Below are 21,224 nucleotides of genomic sequence, written 5' to 3'. Positions count from 1 at the left end.
TTATTATGAGCGGAAACGAGAATTTTTAAAGAAAGCTTATATATATCATTTTTATGTAATATTTCTCTTTAAAATCGTTACACTATGTGAATAGATGGGCAGAAAAGGAGTAGTTACATGGATCATACAAAGGTACGTGTTGAAAACGTAACAAAAGTATTCGGGAAGAATCCTCATAGAGCAGTTGCTTTATTAAAAGAAGGAAAAAGTAAATCAGAAATATTAAAAGAAACGGGAATGAACGTCGGGGTAAAAAAAGCGACGTTTGAAGTGTATACAGGAGAAATTTTTGTCATTATGGGTTTATCCGGTAGCGGGAAATCTACATTAGTTCGAATGCTAAATCAATTAATCAAACCAACAGCAGGGCATATATACATAGATGGTGAAGACATCGCAACGATGGGAAAAGAAGAGTTGCGAAGAGTAAGAAGAACGAAAATGAGTATGGTTTTTCAAAAGTTTGCTTTATTTCCGCATCGTACGGTTATACAAAATGTTGCATACGGTTTAGAAATACAAGGGGTTCCAGCAGAAGAACGAGAGAAAAAAGCGTTAGAATCACTGAAGCTAGTAGGACTGGATCATCATAAAGGTAATTATCCAAGTCAACTTAGTGGCGGGATGCAACAACGAGTTGGTATTGCGAGAGCGCTTACGAATGATCCGGATGTTTTACTTATGGATGAATCATTTAGTGCGTTAGATCCGCTTATTCGAAAAGAAATGCAAGATGAGTTGTTAGAGCTGCAAGATAAAATGGAGAAAACAATCATTTTTATTACGCATGATTTAGATGAAGCTCTGCGAATTGGGGATCGTATTGCATTAATGAAAGATGGAGAAATCGTACAAATTGGAACGCCGGAAGAAATTATGATGAGCCCTGCAAATGAATTTGTAGAGAAGTTTGTTGCGGACGTGAATTTAGGAAAAGTCATTACAGCTGAATCTATTTTAAAAAGACCAGAAACATTACTTATTGATCGCGGTCCACGTGTAGCGTTGCAAATTATGAGGAATGCGGGCGTTTCTACAGTATATGTTGTAAACAAAAAGTATGAGTTTTTAGGTATATTAACCGCAGATGATGCGAGTAAAGCAGTACAAAAACAGTGGCCAATTGCTGATTTATTACTTAACGATATTCCGCATGTATATTTAGATACTTTACTTGAAGAGACGTATGCAAAAATGGCAGAGATGAAATATCCGTTACCTGTAATTGATGAGAAGAAAAGGCTAAGAGGAATTATTAAACGTGAAAGTGTCATTCAAGCTCTTGCAGGAAACATTGAGGAAGAGGTGAAAGACGATGAATAGTATACCGCGTATTCCATTAGGGGAATGGGTCGACTCATTTGTTGCAAGTTTATATGAGCACTTTGAAGGCTTGTTCCGAGGATTCTCTTATATTATCGGCGGATTCGTTGATTTACTCACTAATTTTTTAACAATAATACCAGCCATATTGATGATTATTATCCTATGTTTCCTCATTTGGTACACAACGAGAAAATTATCTTTAGTTATTTTTACACTCATCGGATTGTTATTTATTTTAAATAGTAACTATTGGGCACAAACGATGCAAACATTAGCACTCGTACTTACGTCCGTTATTATTTCAATTATTGTCGGAATCCCAATTGGCATTTTAGCATCTCAAAATGAACGTTTCTCAAAATTTTTAAAGCCAACATTAGATTTTATGCAAACAATGCCAGCGTTCGTTTATCTTATTCCGGCGATAACGTTTTTTGGAGTAGGTGTTGTGCCCGGAATTATTGCATCCGTGATCTTCGCAATGCCGCCGACAATTAGGTTTACAGACTTAGGAATTAGACAAGTTCCAGAAGATTTAATTGAAGCAGCGAATGCATTTGGTTCTACCGCATCACAAAAATTATTTAAAGTGCAATTACCACTTGCAACCGGAACGATCATGGCAGGGGTGAACCAAAGTATTATGCTTTCCTTATCGATGGTTGTTACAGCTTCACTTGTAGGAGCGCCAGGACTTGGAGTTGACGTATATCGCTCTGTTACACAAGTAAATATCGGAATGGGATTTGAAGCTGGACTAGCTATCGTAGTGATTGCGATTGTATTAGATCGAATTACACAAGGATTTCATCAAAAAAGAAGAGGATAAAAAAGAAAATACACTTCGCATATCGTTATATTGCGAAGTGTATTTTTATGAAGTTCTAAAAGCTAGATTGATTACATACGAACAATGACAGAACCTCCAGCTGGTGCACAAACTTGGTTTTGCTGTTGTTCCATCGATTTTATCAATTGATTATTTTCTTCGATTAAAGAGATTAATTTAGCTAATTGGCTTTCAAGGCTTGCAATGCGTTGCATCATGTATTGAGAATCATACTGCAATGTATTCCTTGCAGTATGGGGTTGGTAAACATATTGTTGATTTAAATTTGGATTCCAATGAGGATGCATATGAGTTGTTCCTCCTTCAATAAATTACTGATCTTTCTTATAGTAAATGCCTATACATATTTAATGGTGACTTATAAAAAAAATTCATGAGAAGAGGATATTGTAAAGACTATGGATAAGTAGTGTTATATTTGCAATTTGTTTATATTATTGTAATTATTAAACTGAAACAGCGAGTATATTAAGATATAATAAAGTATTGTATGAGTGGAAATGTTGTTAAGTTAGCTTCTATGGAATTTATTAGACATATTCCTGGTAACCATGAGTAGAGGGGGAGATTTTCTTGGCTAATAATAAAAAAAGTAACGACGCAATGGCAACTGGAATCGGTATAGGTATTGCAATTGGGGTAGCTCTCGGTTTACTTGTAGATAATCTAGCGATAGGGATTGCTATTGGTATTGCAGTTGGTGCGGGGATGGGTTTTTTTAGAAAAAAGAAATAGATTTTCTCTTGAATACAGGTTTTTAAAGTAAGAGTATGTTCAAACATACTCTTTTTATTTACAGTTTAACTTTTCAGAAAAATCAAACCATAAATCCTCTTTTTATGATATTATATATTGTAAATTTAAGGGGAGATGGATATGTCAATACATAATCAAAATGAAGATAACTGCTTCATTTGTCAAAAACATAAAGGGAATATTGCAGTTCCAGGCGGCGCTATTTATGAAGACGAGCTCGTTTACGTTGGACATGTTCGTTGGGAAGAAGAGAAAACGTATCTTGGCTATGTAATGATTGATATAAAAAGACATGTGCCTGGTCTGGTAGAGTTAACAGAGGAAGAGGCAAAAGCGTTCGGGCTTATAACAAGTAGAGTAAGTAAAGCACTAAAAGAATGTGAGGATGCAGAACATATTTATACTTTCGTTTCAGGAAATGGTGTACCGCATATGCGTATGCACATTATTCCGCGTTATCCGAATACACCAAAAGAGTTTTGGTCACCGACAAAAATAGCAAGCTGGAAGGGTGCACCGTATGGAAATGGTGAACAAATAGAAAAACTATGTGAAAGAATAAGAAAGTACATGGTGAATGAGTATGCATACAACAAATCATACACAATTTTCATGGGTTGGAAGTAGGGAAATGTGTTTAGGTGAAGTTTCAGTTAAGCAATATGGTGATATCGTACTTGGTAAATATGGAGGGAATATAAGTGCGGGAGCCAAAAAGAATGAGGACGGGGCAATAGTTTTCTCAAATGATAATTGGGAACTTGCGGTTATATTAGATGGACATAATAGTGCGGAAAGTGTGGGTTTAGTAGTAAACACAATCCAAACAGAATATGAAAATATAAAAGATATCATGAAAGAGCCAATTGAAACAGTGTTTCGATCGATTGAAAATCATATACTTACAGTTTTTCAATCACATTCATTTAAAGAAGAGTGTCAAAGAGTAAAAGGTGAAACAGCTTGCTTGTTATGTGTAAGAAAAGAAAATTATATATGGTGGCTTTCTATTGGGGATTGCCTAGTTTATGTATTTCATGAAGAGTTACATAAACTAGGACAGCATGCATTAAACCAACGTCATTTTTATGAATGGATTGGAAATGTAAACACATTTTCTTTACCAGTTCCTTGTTATTCTTCAGGAATTCGCGAACTACGTACAGGGAAAAATCGAATCGTAATGGTAACAGACGGTGTATTAGAATGCGGAGAACGACGTTATGACAATCCATCAAATTTGTATAAAGATATGAGTGAAAATAAGAAAAAACTAAAAGAATGTGTTCGGAATGTATTAGAGCACGTTCATCATCAATTAGGACGAGATAGTGCGACAATTATAAGTTGGGACTACGAGAATGATTCGTATGCTACGTATCCGAGTAATCAACCAGAAAAAATTAAAATGAGAAAATAAAGGAGAGAAGAAATGAAAGAAAAAATGAAAAGACCTCTATTACGTGCAGAAGCTATTATTATAAATGAAGATCATTCTAAAGTACTTATTCACTGTGACGAGAACGAATCATTTTACTGTTTTCCAGGAGGCTCAATTGAATTGGGTGAGTCGGCACGAGAGGCTATTATGCGGGAGCTAATGGAAGAATATGATTTGAAAGTTCATGTTCAAAAACTAGCGATTGTGAATGAACATATTTTTCAAATTGACGGAGAAGAAGGGCATCAGTGCACATTATTGCATGAGGCATGTCTTGAGGAAACAAGTATTAAACAAATAAAACATAAAGAATATAAAGATATAGTTTTAACGTAGAAAAGTTTAGATGAATTAAAAAGAAAACCGACATATCCAGAGGGGAGAATAAGTTATTTAGAAAATAATAAGAGTAATATAGTCCACTTTGTTTCGAAAACATAAAAGTAATAGGAGGGAAAGCAATGGGCAACTCTACTATTTGGATTATAATTATTGGAATAATTATAGGGGGATATTTTTCAGGAAAAATTAAACATGCCTTAAGGGAATGTCTGGTTATATAAACATGTGAATAGTTTACATGTAAAGCTAGAAATAGGTCTCTTTTTGGTATATCTTATAGTGAATTTTTTTATCTGTACAAAGTAGAGAATGCTAATATAGGAATTGCTGTACTTACTTATTTTGGAGCAATATCCCTATTACGCGTATGGATGGAAATATAATAAGGAATCAAAAGAATATATTCTCTCGATAATCGGATTTTTTGCGTTTGTTATTATGGTTTCAATGCTTTTTTATTTGGATCCTATTTTGGCATAGCGGAATTGTAGGAAATTTCAATGATGAAAGTTTAATAAGAGTAGCTATCATTATATATCTTGATAGCTACTCTTTTATTTACATCTTTCTAAAACTCCTCAAAACAAGGAATTCCCACAATCTCCACGGAAGAATCTTCTTCGCAAAGATCATAAATTTTACACCTTTTCCAATTGGATATCGTAATGCTGTACGTTTTGTCTCAGCAATTTCAACAATTTTATTTGCTACATCTATCGGATTACCAAACGTATCGCTGCCATTATTAATGTGCTTTTGTATTTTATCCATATATTCTTTATAGGGAGAGGGTGTTTCAGGTTGGTTTTCAGCTAGTTGTTTACCGACTTCCCATATGTTCGTGTTATAAGAACCAGGTTCGATTAATACAACATCTATCCCGAAAGGTTTTACTTCTAGGCGAAGTGATTCACTCCAGCCCTCTAATGCATATTTTGAAGAAACATAAGGGGATAAGCCAGGGAATCCAACTTGACCGCTAATACTGCTTATATTAATGATTTTTCCACTTTTTTGTTTTCTCATATATGGTAAGGCTATTTGCGTGATTGATATAGCTCCAAAAAGATTCGTTTCAAATTGTTTACGGTATTCCTCTACTGGAACCTCTTCTACAAATCCACCATTCGCATATCCTGCATTATTTATGAGAAGATCTACTTTCTTTATTTCTTTTAAAAACTGTTGGAAGTTATGAATAGAATTTTGATCTGTTACATCTAATTGCTGTACTTTTATATTTTGTTGTAAGTTTTGGGCAGTAGCTTTGGATATTAAGCCCACTTGCTTATCAAGATTTCGCATAGTAGCGATAACAAAATAATCTTTTCTAGCGAGTTCAAGTGTAGTTAACAGTCCGAATCCACTTGATGCCCCTGTAATAACTGCAATTTTTTTATTCATTGTCCGCTCGCTTTCTTTTTCTTTTATCATAACGAGTTATAAGGAGAAAATCTATTACTCTTGCATACATATTGTTTCTATACACGTATTTGGTATAAAGAATGCATTATCGATAGCATTTTTATTAGCTGTAATAGGCGATATTACCCCAATTGTTTTTGGAAATATAGCGAGTTTTATTTTGTCAGCGATTATTGGGAGTTCAAGCCTCGGAGGCGTTCTTTTATTAATTCAAGTTGCGGTATCCAAACAAGTGTCTCCAAAATATGTTTCGGTGGCAATTAGTTTTATTTCTATTTTCTATGCGGTTGGTCAAATGATTGGGCCAGGTCTTGCGGGATGTGTTATCGGACAAATTGATTATGCAGCGTCTTATGGATTAGGTGCTTTCGGTTTCTTTATTAGCATATGTATGGGAATGGGCCTAAAAAGAGGGAATAATACAAACTGAGTGTATATAGAGAAGTGAACATCGCGCTTTATCATGATAATGAATTGAAGTTTTTATGAAGGAGTGAAGAGGAGTGTTTCATGTTAAAGATGTTTTAGCAGATCAGCTGTTAGCAAATGCGAATGATCCTAGTTGGTATATTCCATTTTCAGACGCAGTTAAGGGTTTGTCTGAGGAAGAAGCTTTTTGGAAACCTAGTGAAGAGAGTAATAGTATTGCCGAAATTGTGCAACATTTACTTTATTGGAATACAACGTGGCAAATAAGGTACAAGGAATCAAATGTTAATGCCGTTCCAGCTATTGGAGATAATAACAAAAGTTTCATAGTATCAGGGAATCAAACATTTGAAGATTTAAGAGAACAATTATTAGGAAAACTGCTACAATGGCAAGATCTATTAAATGAAAACAAAGTTGAAAGCGACGTGATTGGATTACCTGTTTCTGCGAAGTGGTGGGAGGTACTAGCAAATGTAACAACGCATAATGCATATCACATAGGTCAAATTATTTACATTCGGAAATTACAGAAGAACTTGTACTAAAAAGGGAATCGATTTTTAATCGTAAATAAGTTAATTGTTCTCTAAGAAGATGAACAAAAGTGGACAAAACGAGACAGCTGTCTCGTTTTGTCCACTTTTTTGTTTTTAAAAGGTAGAAAAATCCTATTAAATAAAGGATTCAAAATTGGCACGGTACTTGCAATATAAAAGACGAACAAGAAAATAGGAGGGATGGACATGTTAAAAACAACTGAAAATAAAGGGAATGAAATTACGAAAGAGCAGGCTCGTTGGATGTATGAAAAGATGTTAGAGATTCGTAAGTTTGAAGATAAGGTGCATGAATTGTTCGCACAAGGTGTTTTGCCAGGTTTCGTTCATTTATATGCTGGGGAAGAAGCAGTAGCAGTTGGTGTGTGTGCCCATTTAACAAATAGTGATAGTATTACAAGTACACATAGAGGTCATGGTCATTGTATCGCAAAAGGTTGTGATTTAAATGGTATGATGGCTGAACTTTTTGGTAAAGCAACTGGATTATGCAAAGGCAAAGGCGGATCGATGCACATTGCCGATTTAGATAAAGGAATGCTTGGTGCAAACGGAATTGTTGGAGGCGGCTTTCCGCTTGCTTGCGGTTCAGCATTAACAGCTAAATATAAAGGCACAAAAGATGTAAGCGTTTGCTTTTTTGGTGATGGCGCAAACAACGAAGGAACATTCCATGAAGGGGTTAATTTAGCGGCAATTTGGAAGTTACCAGTTATTTTTATCGTTGAAAATAATGGTTACGGTGAAGCGACTACATTTGAATATGCTTCAAGCTGTGATTCCATTGCTGATCGTGCAAAAGCTTATAACATTCCGGGTGTTCAAGTAGATGGAAAAGATCTTTTAGCAGTATATAAAGCAGCTGAAGAAGCGGTGGAACGTGCTCGTAATGGTGAAGGACCAACAATAATTGAATGTATGACATATCGTAACTACGGTCATTTTGAAGGAGAAGCACAAACATATAAAACTTCGGAAGAAAAAGAAGAACATTTAAATGAAAAAGATGCGATTGTGAATTTCCGTAAGCATTTAATTCATGAAGATTTATTAACAGAATCTGAACTTGTTGATATGGAAAAAGCAGTAGATGAAGCGGTGCAACAATCAATTGAATTTAGTGAAAATAGTCCATATCCAGCTGATGAAGAATTATTAAAAGATGTATACGTTTCTTACAAATAAGAGGAGGGTAAAAAATTATGACTAGAACAGTAAGTATGTCAACTGCAATTAATGAAGCGATGAAATTATCAATGCGACGTGATGAAAATGTCATTTTAATAGGGGAGGACGTTGCTGGTGGTGCACAAGTTGATCACTTGCAAGATGATGAAGCGTGGGGCGGTGTTCTCGGTGTTACGAAAGGACTCGTACAAGAGTTTGGCCGTAATCGTATTTTAGATACACCAATCTCTGAAGCTGGTTATATGGGAGCGGCAATGGCTGCTGCTGCAACAGGATTACGTCCAATTGCTGAATTAATGTTTAATGATTTTATCGGAAGCTGTCTTGATCAAGTGTTAAACCAAGGTGCGAAATTCCGTTATATGTTTGGCGGGAAAGCAAAAGTACCGGTTACAATTCGTACGATGCACGGGGCTGGATTTAGTGCAGCAGCACAGCATTCTCAAAGTTTATATGCTTTATTTACTAGTATTCCAGGGATTAAAGTTGTCGTTCCTTCGACACCGTATGATGCGAAAGGCTTATTATTGGCTGCAATTGAAGATGATGATCCAGTAATCTTCTTTGAAGATAAAACACTTTACAATATGAAAGGCGAAGTTCCAGAAGGTTATTACACAATTCCATTAGGAAAAGCAGATATAAAACGAGAAGGCTCCGACGTTACAATCGTAGCAATTGGAAAACAAGTGCATACTGCACTCGCTGCTGCTGAACAATTAACGAAAAAAGGATTGGAAGTAGAAGTAATTGATCCACGTTCTTTATCACCGTTTGATGAAGATACAATTTTATCATCTGTTGAAAAAACAAATCGTCTTATCGTCATTGATGAAGCAAATCCAAGATGTAGTATCGCGGCCGATATAGCTGCAATTGTAGCAGATAAAGGTTTTGATTTTTTAGATGCGCCAATTAAACGAATTACAGCGCCACATACACCTGTTCCATTCTCACCACCACTTGAAAAGTTATACTTGCCAACACCAGAGAAAGTAATTGAAACAGTATCTGAAATGATTGGGGACCGTTCATTATTAAATGTGTAAGGAAACGATGAGAAGGGAGCGAGAAACATGGCTGTTGAAGTTGTAATGCCGAAATTAGGAATGGCGATGAAAGAAGGAATTGTAACAAATTGGAATATTAAAACGGGAGATAATGTTACGAAAGGTGAGTTAATTGCTAGCATTAACTCAGAAAAAATAGAAACGGAAATAGAAGCACCAGCTGATGGGACTGTACTAGATATAGCTGTAGGAGAAGATCAAGGTGTTCCGCCTGGCACTGTTATTTGCTATATTGGTAAACCGAATGAAGAAGTATCGGTGCACGAAGAAGTGCCTGCTACTAAGGACGTTGCACCGAAAGAAACAGCGCCTCAAAGTGTACAGCATCCAGAACCGTATGCGAAAGGAGGAACGAAGCAAAGAGTAAAAATTTCTCCAGTAGCGAAAAAAATTGCGAAAGCTGAAAATCTTGATATTACTACTTTAATAGGAACGGGTCCTGGAGGAAGAATTACGAAGGTAGATGTATTAAAGGCACTTGAAGAAAAAGTAGCTATTCCAGAAGTAATTGAAAAAGAAGAAAGTAAAGAAATTCCTGTTACTGGTATGCGTAAAGCAATTGCTACTTGGATGCATACAAGCTTACAAAATAGTGCGCAATTAACATTAACGATGAAGGTAGATGTTACAGATTTAATTGCTTTACATAAAAATATGGCTGAAGTTGTACAAAAACGATATGAAAATACATTAACAATTACAGATTTTGTCTCTCGTGCTGTTGTATTAGCACTTGGTGAACATAAAGACATGAACAGTGCTTATATAAATGATACAATTTATCAATTTGAGCATGTTCATTTAGGAATAGCAGTCGCATTAGAAAAAGGGTTAGTCGTTCCGGCAATCCGCTTTGCAAACAATTTATCTTTAGTAGAGCTATCTCAAGAAATTAAAAAGGCTGCATTAAAAGCAAGAGAAGGTTGTTTAAGTAGCGATGATATGCATGGGACGACATTTACAATTAGTAATTTAGGAAGCTTTGGAATTGAATATTTCACACCGGTATTAAATACACCTGAAACTGGTATTTTAGGTGTAGGGGCAATTGAACATGTCCCCGTATACCGAGGTGAGGAATTACAAAAAGGAAGCATGTTGCCTTTAAGTTTAACATTCGATCATTGTGTATTAGACGGTGCACCAGCAGCTGCATTTTTACAGGCAATTAAACAATATTTAGAAGAACCTGTAACGATTCTTTTATAAAGAGAAGGTGAGAGAATGAGTAAATTAGTTGTAATTGGAGGCGGTCCTGCTGGGTATGTAGCAGCCATCACCGCTGCTCAAAATGGGAAAGAAGTCATTCTTGTTGATGAAGCAGAACTAGGTGGAACATGTTTAAATGTCGGGTGTATACCTACAAAATCATTGCTAGAAAGTGCTGAGGTACATGATATTGTGGATAAAGCGAACGAGTATGGGATATCAGTTGATAAAGGAAGCGTATCAATTGATTGGAAACAAATACAGACGAGAAAAGCAAAAATCGTTACTCAGCTCGTACAAGGTATTCAGTATTTAATGAAGAAAAATAAAATTAAAGTTATAAAAGGAAAAGCGAAATTTGAAACGGATCATCGTTTACGAGTTGTGCATGGTAATAAAGAAGAAGTGGTAGATGGTGCCCAATTTATTATCGCGGCGGGCTCAGAGCCTACTGAATTGCCTTTTGCTCCGTTCGATGGAAAATGGATATTAAATAGTAGTCATGCGATGTCGCTTAAAAACATACCAGCTTCATTATTTATCGTTGGCGGCGGTGTAATAGGTTGCGAGTTTGCAAGTATATATAGCCGTCTTGGGACGAAAGTAACGATTGTTGAAATGGCAACACAATTATTACCTGGTGAAGATGAAGATATCGCAAGTATTTTAAGAGAAAAATTAGAAAAAGACGGTGTAGAAATTTTCACAGGAACAGCTTTAAAAGAATTAAACAACTATAAAAAGCAAGCATTGTTTGAATATAATGGATGTACCCGTGAAGTGCAACCAGATCATGTTCTCATTTCTGTTGGTAGAAAGCCACGTGTGAATGGATTAAGTTTAAAAAAGGCTGGAGTCCAATTTTCAAATAAAGGGATTACTGTAAATGAGCATATGCAAACGAACGTACCACACATTTACGCAGCTGGTGATATTATTGGCGGAATCCAGCTTGCTCATGTAGCCTTTCATGAAGGAGTAACAGCAGCACTACATGCAAGTGGAGTAGCGGTACAAGCAAATTACCATGCTGTTCCGCGCTGTATTTATACAGCTCCAGAAATCGCAAGTGTCGGTTTAACAGAAAAAGGAGCTAGAGAGCGATATGGTGACATCCTCATTGGGGAATTTCCATTTACAGCAAACGGAAAAGCACTTATTTTAGGAGAACAAACGGGTAAAGTAAAAGTCATTGTGGAACCGAAGTATCAAGAGATTATAGGAATCTCAATTATTGGTCCTCGTGCAACAGAAATGATCGGACAAGGAACGGTGATGATTCATACAGAAGTAACAGCTGATATGATGAGAGATTATATTGCCGCGCATCCAACTTTATCTGAAGCGATTCATGAAGCCCTACTAAAGGCAGTGGGACATGCTTGAATTGAATATGTGTAAAGGAGATCAGTCGAAATTGGCTGGTCTTTTTTAGGGATGAAGGTGTTTGAAAAGTTAAGTTATTTCTGAAATCTTGAAGAAAGAATTGTGAATGTATGTTAATATGTATAAATGTTATGAAAATTCATACTTGATCTAATGAAAGATAGTAAGGAATGGTACAAAGGGAGAGAAAGAGATGTTACAAGCACTGATCTTTGACATGGATGGAACTTTATTTCAAACAGACAAAATTTTAGAATTATCACTTGATGATACTTTTAATCATTTACGGTCACTAAGATTATGGGATACAGCAACTCCTATTGATAAATACTGTGAAATTATGGGGGTACCTTTACCGAAAGTGTGGGAGGCTTTGTTACCTAATCACTCCAATGAGGTAAGAGAGCAAACGGATGCTTATTTTCTGGAAAGATTAGTTGAAAATATAAGAAATGGGAAAGGTGCTTTATATCCTAATGTAGAGGAAGTTTTTCGTTATTTAAAAGAACAAAATTACTCTATTTACATAGCCAGTAATGGTCTAATGGAATATTTACAAGCAATTGTTAGTTATTATAATTTAAATAATTGGGTGACCGAGACATTTAGTATTCAACAAATACAAACGCTGGATAAAGGAGATTTAGTTAAAACGATTATAAAAAAATATGATATAAAAAAAGCAGCAGTAGTTGGGGATCGTTTATCTGATATACATGCAGCTAAAGATAATGGTTTATTTGCAATTGGATGTAATTTTGATTTTGCAAAGGAAGATGAACTTGCAAAGGCGGACTTAGTAATAAATGACTTAATGGAATTAAAAACAATTTTGCCTGAAATGAAAGAGGTTTACTAAACTAGTGAATGCAAAATAAACGAAATAATAAATTAACACTTAGAATAGTATATTTCTGAGTGGTTTTTGTTAGTAGAAATGCTTTTTAGGTTTTCTGCATAAAATGGAACAGCTTATTCATCATAGTGCTAGGTTTTTTCGCTTAATTTACGATACATGCAAGGGTATTCGTTTGAATGCTCGTGAGTAAATGAAAATAGGGGGATGGCTGAAAATGAGTAATTTATTACATACATATAAGATACCTTATTATGCGGTGATTTTTACTTCAGAACGAACGGAAGGAGATAACGGTTATAGTGTGATGGCAGCAAAAATGGATGAATTAGCAAGTAAACAAAAAGGATATTTAGGTGTCGAAAGTGCAAGAGATTCTGGTTTGGGTATTACTGTGTCTTACTGGGAAACACTCGAGGATATCGCTACTTGGAAAGAAAATGCTGCTCACCAAATTGCTCAAGAAAGAGGGAAAAGAGAATGGTATAACAAGTTTGTAGTACGCATATGTAAAGTGGAACGTGATTATATATTTGAAATGTAGAATAAGGAAGTTAAATGAATAAAACGATTTTCGTAGTATTTAAAATAAGATACGATGTAAATGAGTAAAGCTTATTATAAATAGTGAAGTAAGTATAAAACTTAGTAAGTTTTAGGAGAGATATACTTGAATGATTTCGCAAAAGGGCGGCAGAAATACGAATATTAGAGATTTTAACTTTCCAGAAAGGATAGAAGAGTGAGAGGAGGACATGAAAGCTTATATAAATATATTAGGAAAACCACTATTCTCCCATGTCTTCTAACTCGATGAGAGAATAGTGGTTTTGAATTTATTTCACCTAGTTCAATTGAAATTCCACGTTATTACTTGATTTCAATTGCTGAAGTTATATCGTTCCAATCCGCAGCTAAATTAGCAGTTTGACCATACCAATCAGCGTGTCTAAAGAAAACACCTTTTCCATATCCTTGAGTTGAAGTATGTTCCCATAGCGTCGTTGAATAACTTACAGATGGTGATGCTGTACTTAAAGAAGAAATTCTGTCATTCCAGCTAGAAGGCAGGTTTTTAAAACCACTACTCCAGTAAATATACTCTCCACCTTTATCTTTATGCTCATAGAAATCTGTACTACCAGCACCACTACCTAGGGGATTTATTTGATTTTTAAGTCTTTGTTTATCTTTTTCAATGAAAGCATCCATCGTTTCTCTGCTCGTAAAACCGTATGCCAACCAATCTCCATTTTTATTTTGTTTAGGCAGAACCATAGTTATTTGGATGTCTTTTTTTGATTGGTCACTTAACTTTGTAAATGAATCAACATTTTTTTCGTCAACTTTTAAATAGTCAAATGATTTAATTGTATTATCCTTCTCTGCAGCACTTGCTGATATTGTTCCTAATCCCTCAGTTAATGCAAAACCAGCTACTAATGTTCCCGCTACTAATTTCTTCAACATATAACCATCCCTTTTTTAGATTTTTTGTACAGTTAAATTTTGTACAAGTAAAATGCAATCTAAATTTAGAACGTTGCAAATATTCTGAAGTTTTAGAAATAAAAAACAGAATATTAGCAGTTTTTCATTTTTTTAGAAAAAATGAAATGATTGGGAGTACTGCGATGGATTTATTAGTCTCCTACACAGAAGAGATTTGAAGTGCTTTGAATTAAAACATCTAATTGTGATAGGTGAGCGTGTTTTAAAGAGTCGAAACAAGGAAGATGTTGAAGAGATAATGTTTAGATTCGAAGAAAACATAGGACGGGATTAAAAGAATTGAGTGGGATATTTAGAAAAATTTGTGGAAGTGAGAATTTGATATGATAAATATTGGGTTTGTATGCATTAGAGTTAGCTTTGAAGATGCCTATGAATGCAAGGGGAATGATGTTTCTTATAAATCAGGTGCACAAAAAGGAAATTACATAAAACTATCCAAATATGTATTTGTAAATGGATCATTTTTACTGTCCATATATAAATACATATTATTTAAATCTTTTGGTGGATTATCCATATTAAATGAAACTTCAAAGGTTAATGAGAATCCGACTGGAACATTTTTGAATTTATCTTCGTACATTGGGATAACTTGACCCCTATATTTTTTTTCCGTCTTTTCATCTTTCATGGAATATGTTAATTCTGAAAGATCAATTGCTTTTTCATCGATTCGAGCATTATTGATCGTAACTCGAGCTGTAATGCGACTTGTTTTGTCTATTTTTTCATATTTTGCATTTTCAACTGTTGCTCTGTAGTTCTCACTTTTTGCGATTTCTCCATATAGTAGCGCATTCTTTTCTTGCGTACTCACTTCTTGCTTTGCTGTAGTACCTTCACTACAACCTGCCATTATGCCTGTAAGTATAAAGGCTGTACATGTTATTTTGATTAAAGATTTCATAGGATTTCCTTTCTATATTCAAAAAAATTAAAAGACAGGAATTATTTCACATCAAAAGATAGATAGAATAAAAGGTTTTTTAAGAATTCGTATATATTTTTTGAAATTTCTACTTTAACGGTGAGACTTTCGGGGGATTTTAATTTATTAGGATATTAAATGTATTTAATTCCATATATTCTAAAAAATGTTATAATAATTTATGTTATATGGAAATTCATATAAAAGGGGATACAGAACTTGAAGGGTGGAATTAAAGTGATCAGTGATTTAAAAAACGCAGCCTTATCTTCTTTGAAAGGGCGTTGGGGATTAGGAGTAGGAACAACATTTCTTTATTATGTCCTACCTGCAGTTGGTATGTATGTTATTGGAATATTATTCACTCTGTTGTTTGGTTTATCTATTGACGTGATATCTGAGTTCTTTTTAGACTCTTCTATTACAGGGGAAACTCAAACAGATACAATATAATTTGTTGAAATATTTAACAATCATTTCAATTATACAAATTTACCTAATCAATTAAAATATGGTTCACGTCTAATAGGACGCTGGATGAAAGAGAATCATGATGATACTACTGAAGTATTCGCTATATGGGAATATGATAGTTATGAAGATTATGTGAAAATTGAAACAAACAGTAGAAATGATGAAATGCACGTTAGAAGAATAAATGATTGGTATGAACAACATGGTGGGAAAGAATATGTCTTTAAGGAATACATATTAGAAATACGAAATGAAGCGTTACAATCAACTGTACAGTGAGAGGATAGTGTAGCTTTGTGGAAATAAAAAAGAGATAATATATTAGTATTTTATCTACTATATGGCTTTGTGTTGGCGCGACAATATTTTTTCTAAATAATTATTGGCTAAAATGGCTATGTATAGCAATCGGTTCTATTATACAAAATGTATCTCTATTAAGAGAATAGAAGGAGGTTCATTAAGATATTCAAATTATTAACATGTTTGTGTCATCTTCTTCATCGTATTGAAAACGCTTTTATCGAGTTTTATAATAAAAGTATGTTTTTTACAAATCTCCAAAACAATTAAAGGGGAGATGATACGATGTTAGCTTCACCGTTTTACTTACATACATGGAAAAAGTTTGTGGATGAAGGTGTCCTCGATTCAGACCGTATAAATGAAAGAATTTCAGAGTCATGGCATCGCTGCAAACAAGCAAACGTAAATCCTCATATGAATAAAGGTCAGAATATTTTAACTTCTTTTGATTTTAATGAACAAAAACAAAAGAGTGATATTTTCCTCGATATAGCATTACCCCATTTACAAAATATGAAAGAAATAATTGATGAATTGCAAATGATGGCATTATTAATTGATCCAGATGGTTATGTCCTTTTATTAAGTGGAAATAAGCAAACGTTAAAACGAGCGAAATATATTAATTTCATTGAAGGTGTGAAATGGACGGAAGCTGATGTTGGTACAAACGCGATTGGTACGGCGTTAGAAATTGAAGAAGCGATTATGATAAGCGGTACGGAACATTATTCTGTCGTATCTCATAGCTGGAGCTGTGCAGCAGCTCCCATTCATAATGATGATGGGAAATTAATTGGTGTGCTTGATTTCTCGTGCCCAATTGAATTTTCACATCCGTATATGCTCGGTATGGTCACTTCAATTGCACATGCGATTGAACGTGAATGTAGCATTCGTGTACATCAAAATGAACTGCATTTAATTCATCGATTTCTAGATGTAATTGATAGTGATGAACAAGTTGTCATTTGTAACCATCGTGATGTTATTGTTTCTGCAAGTAAGCGAGTGCGTGAGCAAGTTTTAAATTGGTCACGAATGAAATTAGAAGATTTATTACAGAATGGAATGACAACCAAATTAGAAGTACCTGTATATAGTAATGATAGAATGATAGGGAAATGTATTTATTTAAAAGAAAATAAACAGGCAAACATATATGGTTCCTTGCAAGTAAATAAAGGTATATCTTTCTCTGGTGTTGTTGGGACGAGCATAGCATTTCAGCATACATTAGAAGAAATTAAACTTGTTTCACCGACTGATGCAAGTGTATATGTATGCGGAGAAACAGGTGTGGGAAAGGAATGTGTCGCTAGAGCAATTCATGAAAATAGTTCGCGTAAAAATGGTCCCTTTGTAGCTGTTAACTGCGGAGCATTACCGAAAGAATTAATGGAAAGTGAATTATTCGGTTATGTTGAGGGAGCTTTTACAGGAGCTCGGCGTCAGGGCTATAAAGGAAAGTTTGAACAAGCGGATGGAGGAACAATCTTTTTAGATGAAATTGGAGAAGTTCCACCAGAAATGCAAGTAGCGCTTTTACGTGTTTTACAAGAACGGACCATAACGCCAATTGGAGGCTCCAAAGAAATCTCGGTAAATATTCGTGTCATTACTGCAACGCATAGAGATTTATTACAATTAGTAGAGGAAGGGGAATTTCGCCAAGATTTATATTATCGTTTACACGTTTATCCGATTTATGTACCCACTTTATGTGAAAGAAAAGAAGATATCCCATATTTTATACAAGACTTTTGTGAGCGGAAGAAATGGAATATTCAAATTCCCACTAGCATCTGTACCCAATTATTACAGCATGAATGGCCAGGAAATATTCGAGAATTGTTAAATGTATTAGAACGTATATACATTCTTTCGCAAGGACGGGAAATATGTGAAAAACAAATAACATTCTTATTACAAACGATGCAAGTAAAACAAAAGAATCTTGAATTAAAAGAAGGAAATAATCATGAGCATACACTCACTTTCCGCGAAAAAATACAACGGGATAGTATGGTTGAAGCGCTTCAAAAAACGAAAGGGAACGTTTCTCTTGCTGCAAAATTATTAGATGTGCCCCGCAGTACTTTTTATAAACGAATGCAAAAATTCAAGTTGTAAAAGTAGATTTTGATAATCTACTTTTTTCTTTGTAAGCTCACGTTCTGTCGGAATATGCGCTTACCAGGGAAATAAAAAGATGGCAAGAAAAGATTTCCTAAAGGAGAATAAAATAATGAAGTATATTGAAATTGGGTTTGGAAATAGATGGTTTGTCCGAACGGAAACTGAAAATCAAGATGGAACTGAATTTGAAGAAAGAGGAATTGTGAAACCTATTTACTTTGAGTCTTTATATTTACGAATTTGGTTTCGGAAAACTTGCCTAATTTTTGATTCGAAAGAAGGGTTCAAAAAAGTGCAAAAGAAGAGGAATGAGTATAAGTTTATTTTTGGCATTGTAAGTAAGGTATAACAGTAAAATAAAAAGGAGGTGTTACCGTGATGGTAAGAGTCGCGCCCCTTGTAATAGCAATCGTTTTAATGGGATACACAATGTATAGCTGGAATAATGATTCTAAACAAAGCATGTTGATTATACAATTGCTTTTAGGGTTTATGGTTGGTGGTAATAGGGATACAAACTTATAAGAAGGGTGAAAAAGAAAATAAAAGTATAGGGATTATTTGTTTCGTAATAGCGATATTTTGTATCACTGTGGGGCTAACAAAATATTTGAAATAAAACCGTTACCTAGCGAACTTGGTAGCGGTTATGTTTTATTACACATTTTTTATTAAATATTTTTAAAGCTTTCTCATATATTTCTTTATCAATACAAAATTTTTCTGTGATCCAATAAGTAAGTTCAGAAGAATTTAGAGTAACTTCTGTTTTCTTGCCATGGAAATATTGTTTTAAAGTATTGTTATTAATAGAAGTTGGAACACCGTTAATATAGCCGGAAACTTGAATTTTCTTTAAAACTACAATATTTTCCCTTCTCCGAAAGACCATCATTAGCATTACCGTATCTTGATAGAATATTTTTGTAGACGATAAAATAGCACACTTTATTTATATGAAGTGTGCTATTTATATAATCCCGTCGTATACATTTCCGTTAATGTATACACAATTTCTTCTACATCTATTTCTTTATCATTTTGCACAATTGTCCAAAGAAACATTTCATTCATTGCAAACCAACCACGTGCTACAATCTCCTTATTTAATTCAGATTGTGCCAATCCGCTTTCTTGAGAATGAGTAATATCTTGCGTAATGCGTGTTACAAAACGTTCTCGAATCTCATTCCATTTTTGACGTATTTCCTTTGATAATCCTATCGCTTCTTCAACAACTTGTAAAATAGCCCGTTCTTCTTCAGCTAATTGCAAGAAGGCACGTACTTGACTTTGAATCATATGTTGAGCTTCGGTCTTTGTGTTAGGTGTAAACGAACGTTCAGCAATATCATAAAAACGATTCATCACATCTTCCATCAATACAATGAGGAGGTCATCTTTGTTTTTAAAATATACATATGCGGTACCGTATCCTGTTTCTGCATGTTTAATAATTTGTGTGATGGTTGTTTTCTGAAATCCGTATTCTAGAAAAACAGTATACCCAGAGTTTAATAGTTTTTTTCTTGTTTCTATGGAGCGATGTTTCCTGGATGAAAGAGTAGAGTTTTTCAAAATACCACCTCTTTACACTGAAATATCTGAAAATATAACTTTATTGTAGTGGAGCTAAATGTAAAAAGTCAACTGACATAATATCATTGACGTTATATCAATTTCGATGATATATTTCAATTAGTTAGAATAAAGAGAAAATTAAGAGAAGGTGAAGGCATGTATAAAGAACCATTTCAACCAACTTACGAGTATGCGCTTGAATGTGATAAACATGATGAACTGAAAGATTTTCAAACGGAATTTTATAAAAAAGAAGGAACGATATATTTAGACGGAAATTCATTAGGCTTGCTTTCAAAAAGAGCAGAGAAGTCACTACTTACTATATTAGATTCATGGAAAGAGTATGGAATTGATGGCTGGACTGAAGGGGAGCATCCTTGGTTTTTCCTTTCAGAAAAGTTGGGAGAATTGACTGCACCTCTTATTGGGGCTTCACCGGAAGAAACAATTGTAACCGGGTCCACGACGACGAATATTCATCAAGTTATTGCAACATTTTATGAACCGAAGGGGATTAGGACAAAAATTCTTGCGGATGAATTAACGTTCCCATCAGATATTTATGCGCTGCAGAGTCAAATTCGTTTAAAAGGTTTGGATCCAGATGAGCATCTTGTACGGGTAAAGAGCCGAGATGGAAGAACACTTTGCGAAGAAGATATTATTCATACGATGACTGACGATATCGCTCTAATTTTATTGCCTTCTGTATTGTATCGAAGCGGCCAAATTCTTGATATGAAGAGAGTAACAGCTGAAGCTCATAAACGTGGTATAAATATTGGTTTTGACTTATGTCATTCAATCGGTTCTATTCCGCATCATTTTAACGAGTGGGATGTAGATTTCGCTGTATGGTGTAATTATAAATATCTAAATGCAGGACCTGGTGGTGTTGCAGGTTTATATGTGAATAAAAAACATTTTGATAGACTTCCAGGATTGTCTGGTTGGTTTAGTTCTAGAAAAGATAAGCAGTTTGATATGGAGCATTCATTAACTGCGGCTGATCATGCTGGGGCGTATCAAATAGGGACACCTCATGTATTAAGTACTGCACCATTAATTGGTTCTCTTGAAATTTTTAAAGAAGCTCGTATTGAGAGATTACGTGAAAAGTCATTACATATTACAAAATATATGCTTAATTTAATTCAATTTGAATTAAAGGATATGGGATTCACAATTGGAAATCCGTTAGAAGATGAAAAGCGCGGAGGACATATTTATTTAGAACATGTTGAGGCGGCACGTATTTGTAAAGCGTTAAAAGCAAATGGAGTGATTCCAGATTTTCGTGCACCAAATGGTGTTAGACTTGCGCCGGTCGCTTTGTATAACACATACGAAGAAGTGTGGAACTCTGTACAAATTTTAAAGAAAATTATGAAAGAGGAAGAATATAAAAAGTTTGAAAATAAGCGAGAGGTTGTGGCATAA

22 protein-coding genes and 5 pseudogenes are annotated in these 21,224 nt (G+C 34.6%); 21 read left to right on the top strand and 6 right to left on the bottom strand.

The window, feature by feature from the left end:
* The first annotated feature begins 117 nt into the window (after positions 1 to 117).
* A complete protein-coding gene (locus DJ93_RS25980) occupies positions 118 to 1,323 on the top strand; it encodes a quaternary amine ABC transporter ATP-binding protein (RefSeq protein ID WP_042983924.1) in 1,206 nt (401 codons plus the stop codon).
* Entirely contained in the window at positions 1,316 to 2,155 is an 840-nt protein-coding gene (locus tag DJ93_RS25975) for an ABC transporter permease (RefSeq protein WP_042983923.1), read from the top strand. The genes DJ93_RS25980 and DJ93_RS25975 overlap by 8 nt, the downstream gene beginning before the upstream one ends.
* Positions 2,156 to 2,226: 71 nt before the next feature.
* Here the strand turns inward: DJ93_RS25975 and DJ93_RS32465 are convergent, their stop codons facing one another.
* Positions 2,227 to 2,463 (bottom strand): hypothetical protein, encoded by a 237-nt coding sequence (locus DJ93_RS32465; protein WP_042983922.1) that lies wholly within the window; start codon positions 2,461 to 2,463, stop codon positions 2,227 to 2,229.
* A gap of 280 nt (positions 2,464 to 2,743) precedes the next feature.
* Here DJ93_RS32465 and DJ93_RS33405 point away from each other — a divergent pair, with 280 nt between their 5' ends.
* The 5 genes and pseudogenes from DJ93_RS33405 (at position 2,744) to DJ93_RS31420 (ending at position 5,195) form a co-directional block, all read left to right on the top strand.
* On the top strand, positions 2,744 to 2,911 hold the full coding sequence (locus tag DJ93_RS33405) for a glycine zipper domain-containing protein (protein WP_479370982.1): 168 nt from the start codon (positions 2,744 to 2,746) through the stop codon (positions 2,909 to 2,911).
* A 135-nt stretch (positions 2,912 to 3,046) separates the two neighbouring features.
* Positions 3,047 to 3,559, top strand: coding sequence for an HIT family protein (locus DJ93_RS25960; protein WP_042983920.1), 513 nt, complete (start codon positions 3,047 to 3,049; stop codon positions 3,557 to 3,559).
* Positions 3,510 to 4,352, top strand: coding sequence for a PP2C family serine/threonine-protein phosphatase (locus tag DJ93_RS25955; protein ID WP_080743617.1), 843 nt, complete (start codon positions 3,510 to 3,512; stop codon positions 4,350 to 4,352). Before DJ93_RS25960 ends, DJ93_RS25955 begins: the two co-directional genes overlap by 50 nt.
* Before the next feature lie 24 nt (positions 4,353 to 4,376).
* Positions 4,377 to 4,814, top strand: a pseudogene (locus tag DJ93_RS25950) (NUDIX domain-containing protein).
* A 20-nt stretch (positions 4,815 to 4,834) separates the two neighbouring features.
* Positions 4,835 to 5,195, top strand: a pseudogene (locus DJ93_RS31420) (DUF4181 domain-containing protein).
* A gap of 78 nt (positions 5,196 to 5,273) precedes the next feature.
* Here the strand turns inward: DJ93_RS31420 and DJ93_RS25945 are convergent.
* A complete protein-coding gene (locus DJ93_RS25945) occupies positions 5,274 to 6,119 on the bottom strand; it encodes an oxidoreductase (RefSeq protein WP_042984396.1) in 846 nt (281 codons plus the stop codon).
* A gap of 91 nt (positions 6,120 to 6,210) precedes the next feature.
* Here DJ93_RS25945 and DJ93_RS25940 point away from each other — a divergent pair.
* The 8 genes and pseudogenes from DJ93_RS25940 to DJ93_RS25905 all read left to right on the top strand — a co-directional run.
* Positions 6,211 to 6,570: pseudogene (locus tag DJ93_RS25940) on the top strand (MFS transporter); the annotation flags it as partial.
* 73 nt (positions 6,571 to 6,643) lie between these two features.
* A complete protein-coding gene (locus tag DJ93_RS25935) occupies positions 6,644 to 7,117 on the top strand; it encodes a DinB family protein (protein WP_042983918.1) in 474 nt (157 codons plus the stop codon).
* 198 nt (positions 7,118 to 7,315) lie between these two features.
* On the top strand, positions 7,316 to 8,314 hold the full coding sequence (acoA, locus tag DJ93_RS25930; protein WP_042983917.1) for an acetoin:2,6-dichlorophenolindophenol oxidoreductase subunit alpha: 999 nt from the start codon (positions 7,316 to 7,318) through the stop codon (positions 8,312 to 8,314).
* Positions 8,315 to 8,331: 17 nt separating this feature from the next.
* Entirely contained in the window at positions 8,332 to 9,366 is a 1,035-nt protein-coding gene (acoB, locus tag DJ93_RS25925) for an acetoin:2,6-dichlorophenolindophenol oxidoreductase subunit beta (protein ID WP_042983916.1), read from the top strand.
* A gap of 27 nt (positions 9,367 to 9,393) precedes the next feature.
* Entirely contained in the window at positions 9,394 to 10,596 is a 1,203-nt protein-coding gene (locus DJ93_RS25920) for a dihydrolipoamide acetyltransferase family protein (RefSeq protein ID WP_042983915.1), read from the top strand.
* 15 nt (positions 10,597 to 10,611) lie between these two features.
* Positions 10,612 to 11,982, top strand: a complete 1,371-nt coding sequence (gene lpdA / locus DJ93_RS25915; protein ID WP_042983914.1) for a dihydrolipoyl dehydrogenase — start codon at positions 10,612 to 10,614, stop codon at positions 11,980 to 11,982.
* Positions 11,983 to 12,175: 193 nt separating this feature from the next.
* Positions 12,176 to 12,841 carry an NIF family HAD-type phosphatase gene (locus tag DJ93_RS25910; protein ID WP_042983913.1) on the top strand — a complete coding sequence of 222 codons (666 nt, stop codon included), beginning with the start codon at positions 12,176 to 12,178 and terminating at the stop codon, positions 12,839 to 12,841.
* Positions 12,842 to 13,055: 214 nt separating this feature from the next.
* Positions 13,056 to 13,382, top strand: coding sequence for an antibiotic biosynthesis monooxygenase family protein (locus DJ93_RS25905; protein ID WP_042983912.1), 327 nt, complete (start codon positions 13,056 to 13,058; stop codon positions 13,380 to 13,382).
* A 326-nt stretch (positions 13,383 to 13,708) separates the two neighbouring features.
* Here DJ93_RS25905 and DJ93_RS25900 read toward each other — a convergent pair whose 3' ends face one another.
* Both DJ93_RS25900 and DJ93_RS25895 read right to left on the bottom strand, forming a co-directional pair.
* Positions 13,709 to 14,308, bottom strand: coding sequence for a hypothetical protein (locus tag DJ93_RS25900; RefSeq protein WP_042983911.1), 600 nt, complete (start codon positions 14,306 to 14,308; stop codon positions 13,709 to 13,711).
* A gap of 466 nt (positions 14,309 to 14,774) precedes the next feature.
* Positions 14,775 to 15,260: a hypothetical protein gene (locus DJ93_RS25895; RefSeq protein WP_042983910.1), complete on the bottom strand. Its 486-nt coding sequence runs from the start codon at positions 15,258 to 15,260 to the stop codon at positions 14,775 to 14,777.
* Between the two features lie 240 nt (positions 15,261 to 15,500).
* Between DJ93_RS25895 and DJ93_RS33400 the strand changes: the two genes are divergently transcribed.
* The 5 genes and pseudogenes from DJ93_RS33400 (at position 15,501) to DJ93_RS25870 (ending at position 18,819) form a co-directional block, all read left to right on the top strand.
* Complete coding sequence (locus DJ93_RS33400) at positions 15,501 to 15,734, top strand: hypothetical protein (protein ID WP_042983909.1); 234 nt, start codon at positions 15,501 to 15,503, stop codon at positions 15,732 to 15,734.
* A 9-nt stretch (positions 15,735 to 15,743) separates the two neighbouring features.
* Positions 15,744 to 16,034: an NIPSNAP family protein gene (locus DJ93_RS25885; RefSeq protein WP_052109644.1), complete on the top strand. Its 291-nt coding sequence runs from the start codon at positions 15,744 to 15,746 to the stop codon at positions 16,032 to 16,034.
* 309 nt (positions 16,035 to 16,343) lie between these two features.
* Entirely contained in the window at positions 16,344 to 18,194 is a 1,851-nt protein-coding gene (locus tag DJ93_RS25880) for a sigma-54-dependent Fis family transcriptional regulator (RefSeq protein WP_042983907.1), read from the top strand.
* A 115-nt stretch (positions 18,195 to 18,309) separates the two neighbouring features.
* A complete protein-coding gene (locus tag DJ93_RS25875) occupies positions 18,310 to 18,549 on the top strand; it encodes a DUF3977 family protein (RefSeq protein ID WP_042983906.1) in 240 nt (79 codons plus the stop codon).
* Between the two features lie 29 nt (positions 18,550 to 18,578).
* A pseudogene (locus tag DJ93_RS25870) lies at positions 18,579 to 18,819 on the top strand (YczI family protein).
* A 9-nt stretch (positions 18,820 to 18,828) separates the two neighbouring features.
* On the opposite strand, the pseudogene DJ93_RS34055 reads toward DJ93_RS25870, so the two are convergent.
* Positions 18,829 to 19,062: pseudogene (locus tag DJ93_RS34055) on the bottom strand (hypothetical protein); the annotation flags it as partial.
* A gap of 104 nt (positions 19,063 to 19,166) precedes the next feature.
* On the bottom strand, positions 19,167 to 19,778 hold the full coding sequence (locus DJ93_RS25860) for a TetR/AcrR family transcriptional regulator (protein ID WP_042983905.1): 612 nt from the start codon (positions 19,776 to 19,778) through the stop codon (positions 19,167 to 19,169).
* A 159-nt stretch (positions 19,779 to 19,937) separates the two neighbouring features.
* Here DJ93_RS25860 and kynU point away from each other — a divergent pair, with 159 nt between their 5' ends.
* Positions 19,938 to 21,224, top strand: a complete 1,287-nt coding sequence (gene kynU / locus DJ93_RS25855) for a kynureninase (RefSeq protein WP_042983904.1) — start codon at positions 19,938 to 19,940, stop codon at positions 21,222 to 21,224.

Origin of the sequence: Bacillus clarus (genome assembly GCF_000746925.1) — a bacterium.
Classification (GTDB): Bacteria; Bacillota; Bacilli; order Bacillales; family Bacillaceae_G; genus Bacillus_A; species Bacillus_A clarus.
The sequence above is the reverse complement of the archived record's forward strand: the minus strand, read 5'-3'. Positions and strand labels throughout refer to the sequence as shown.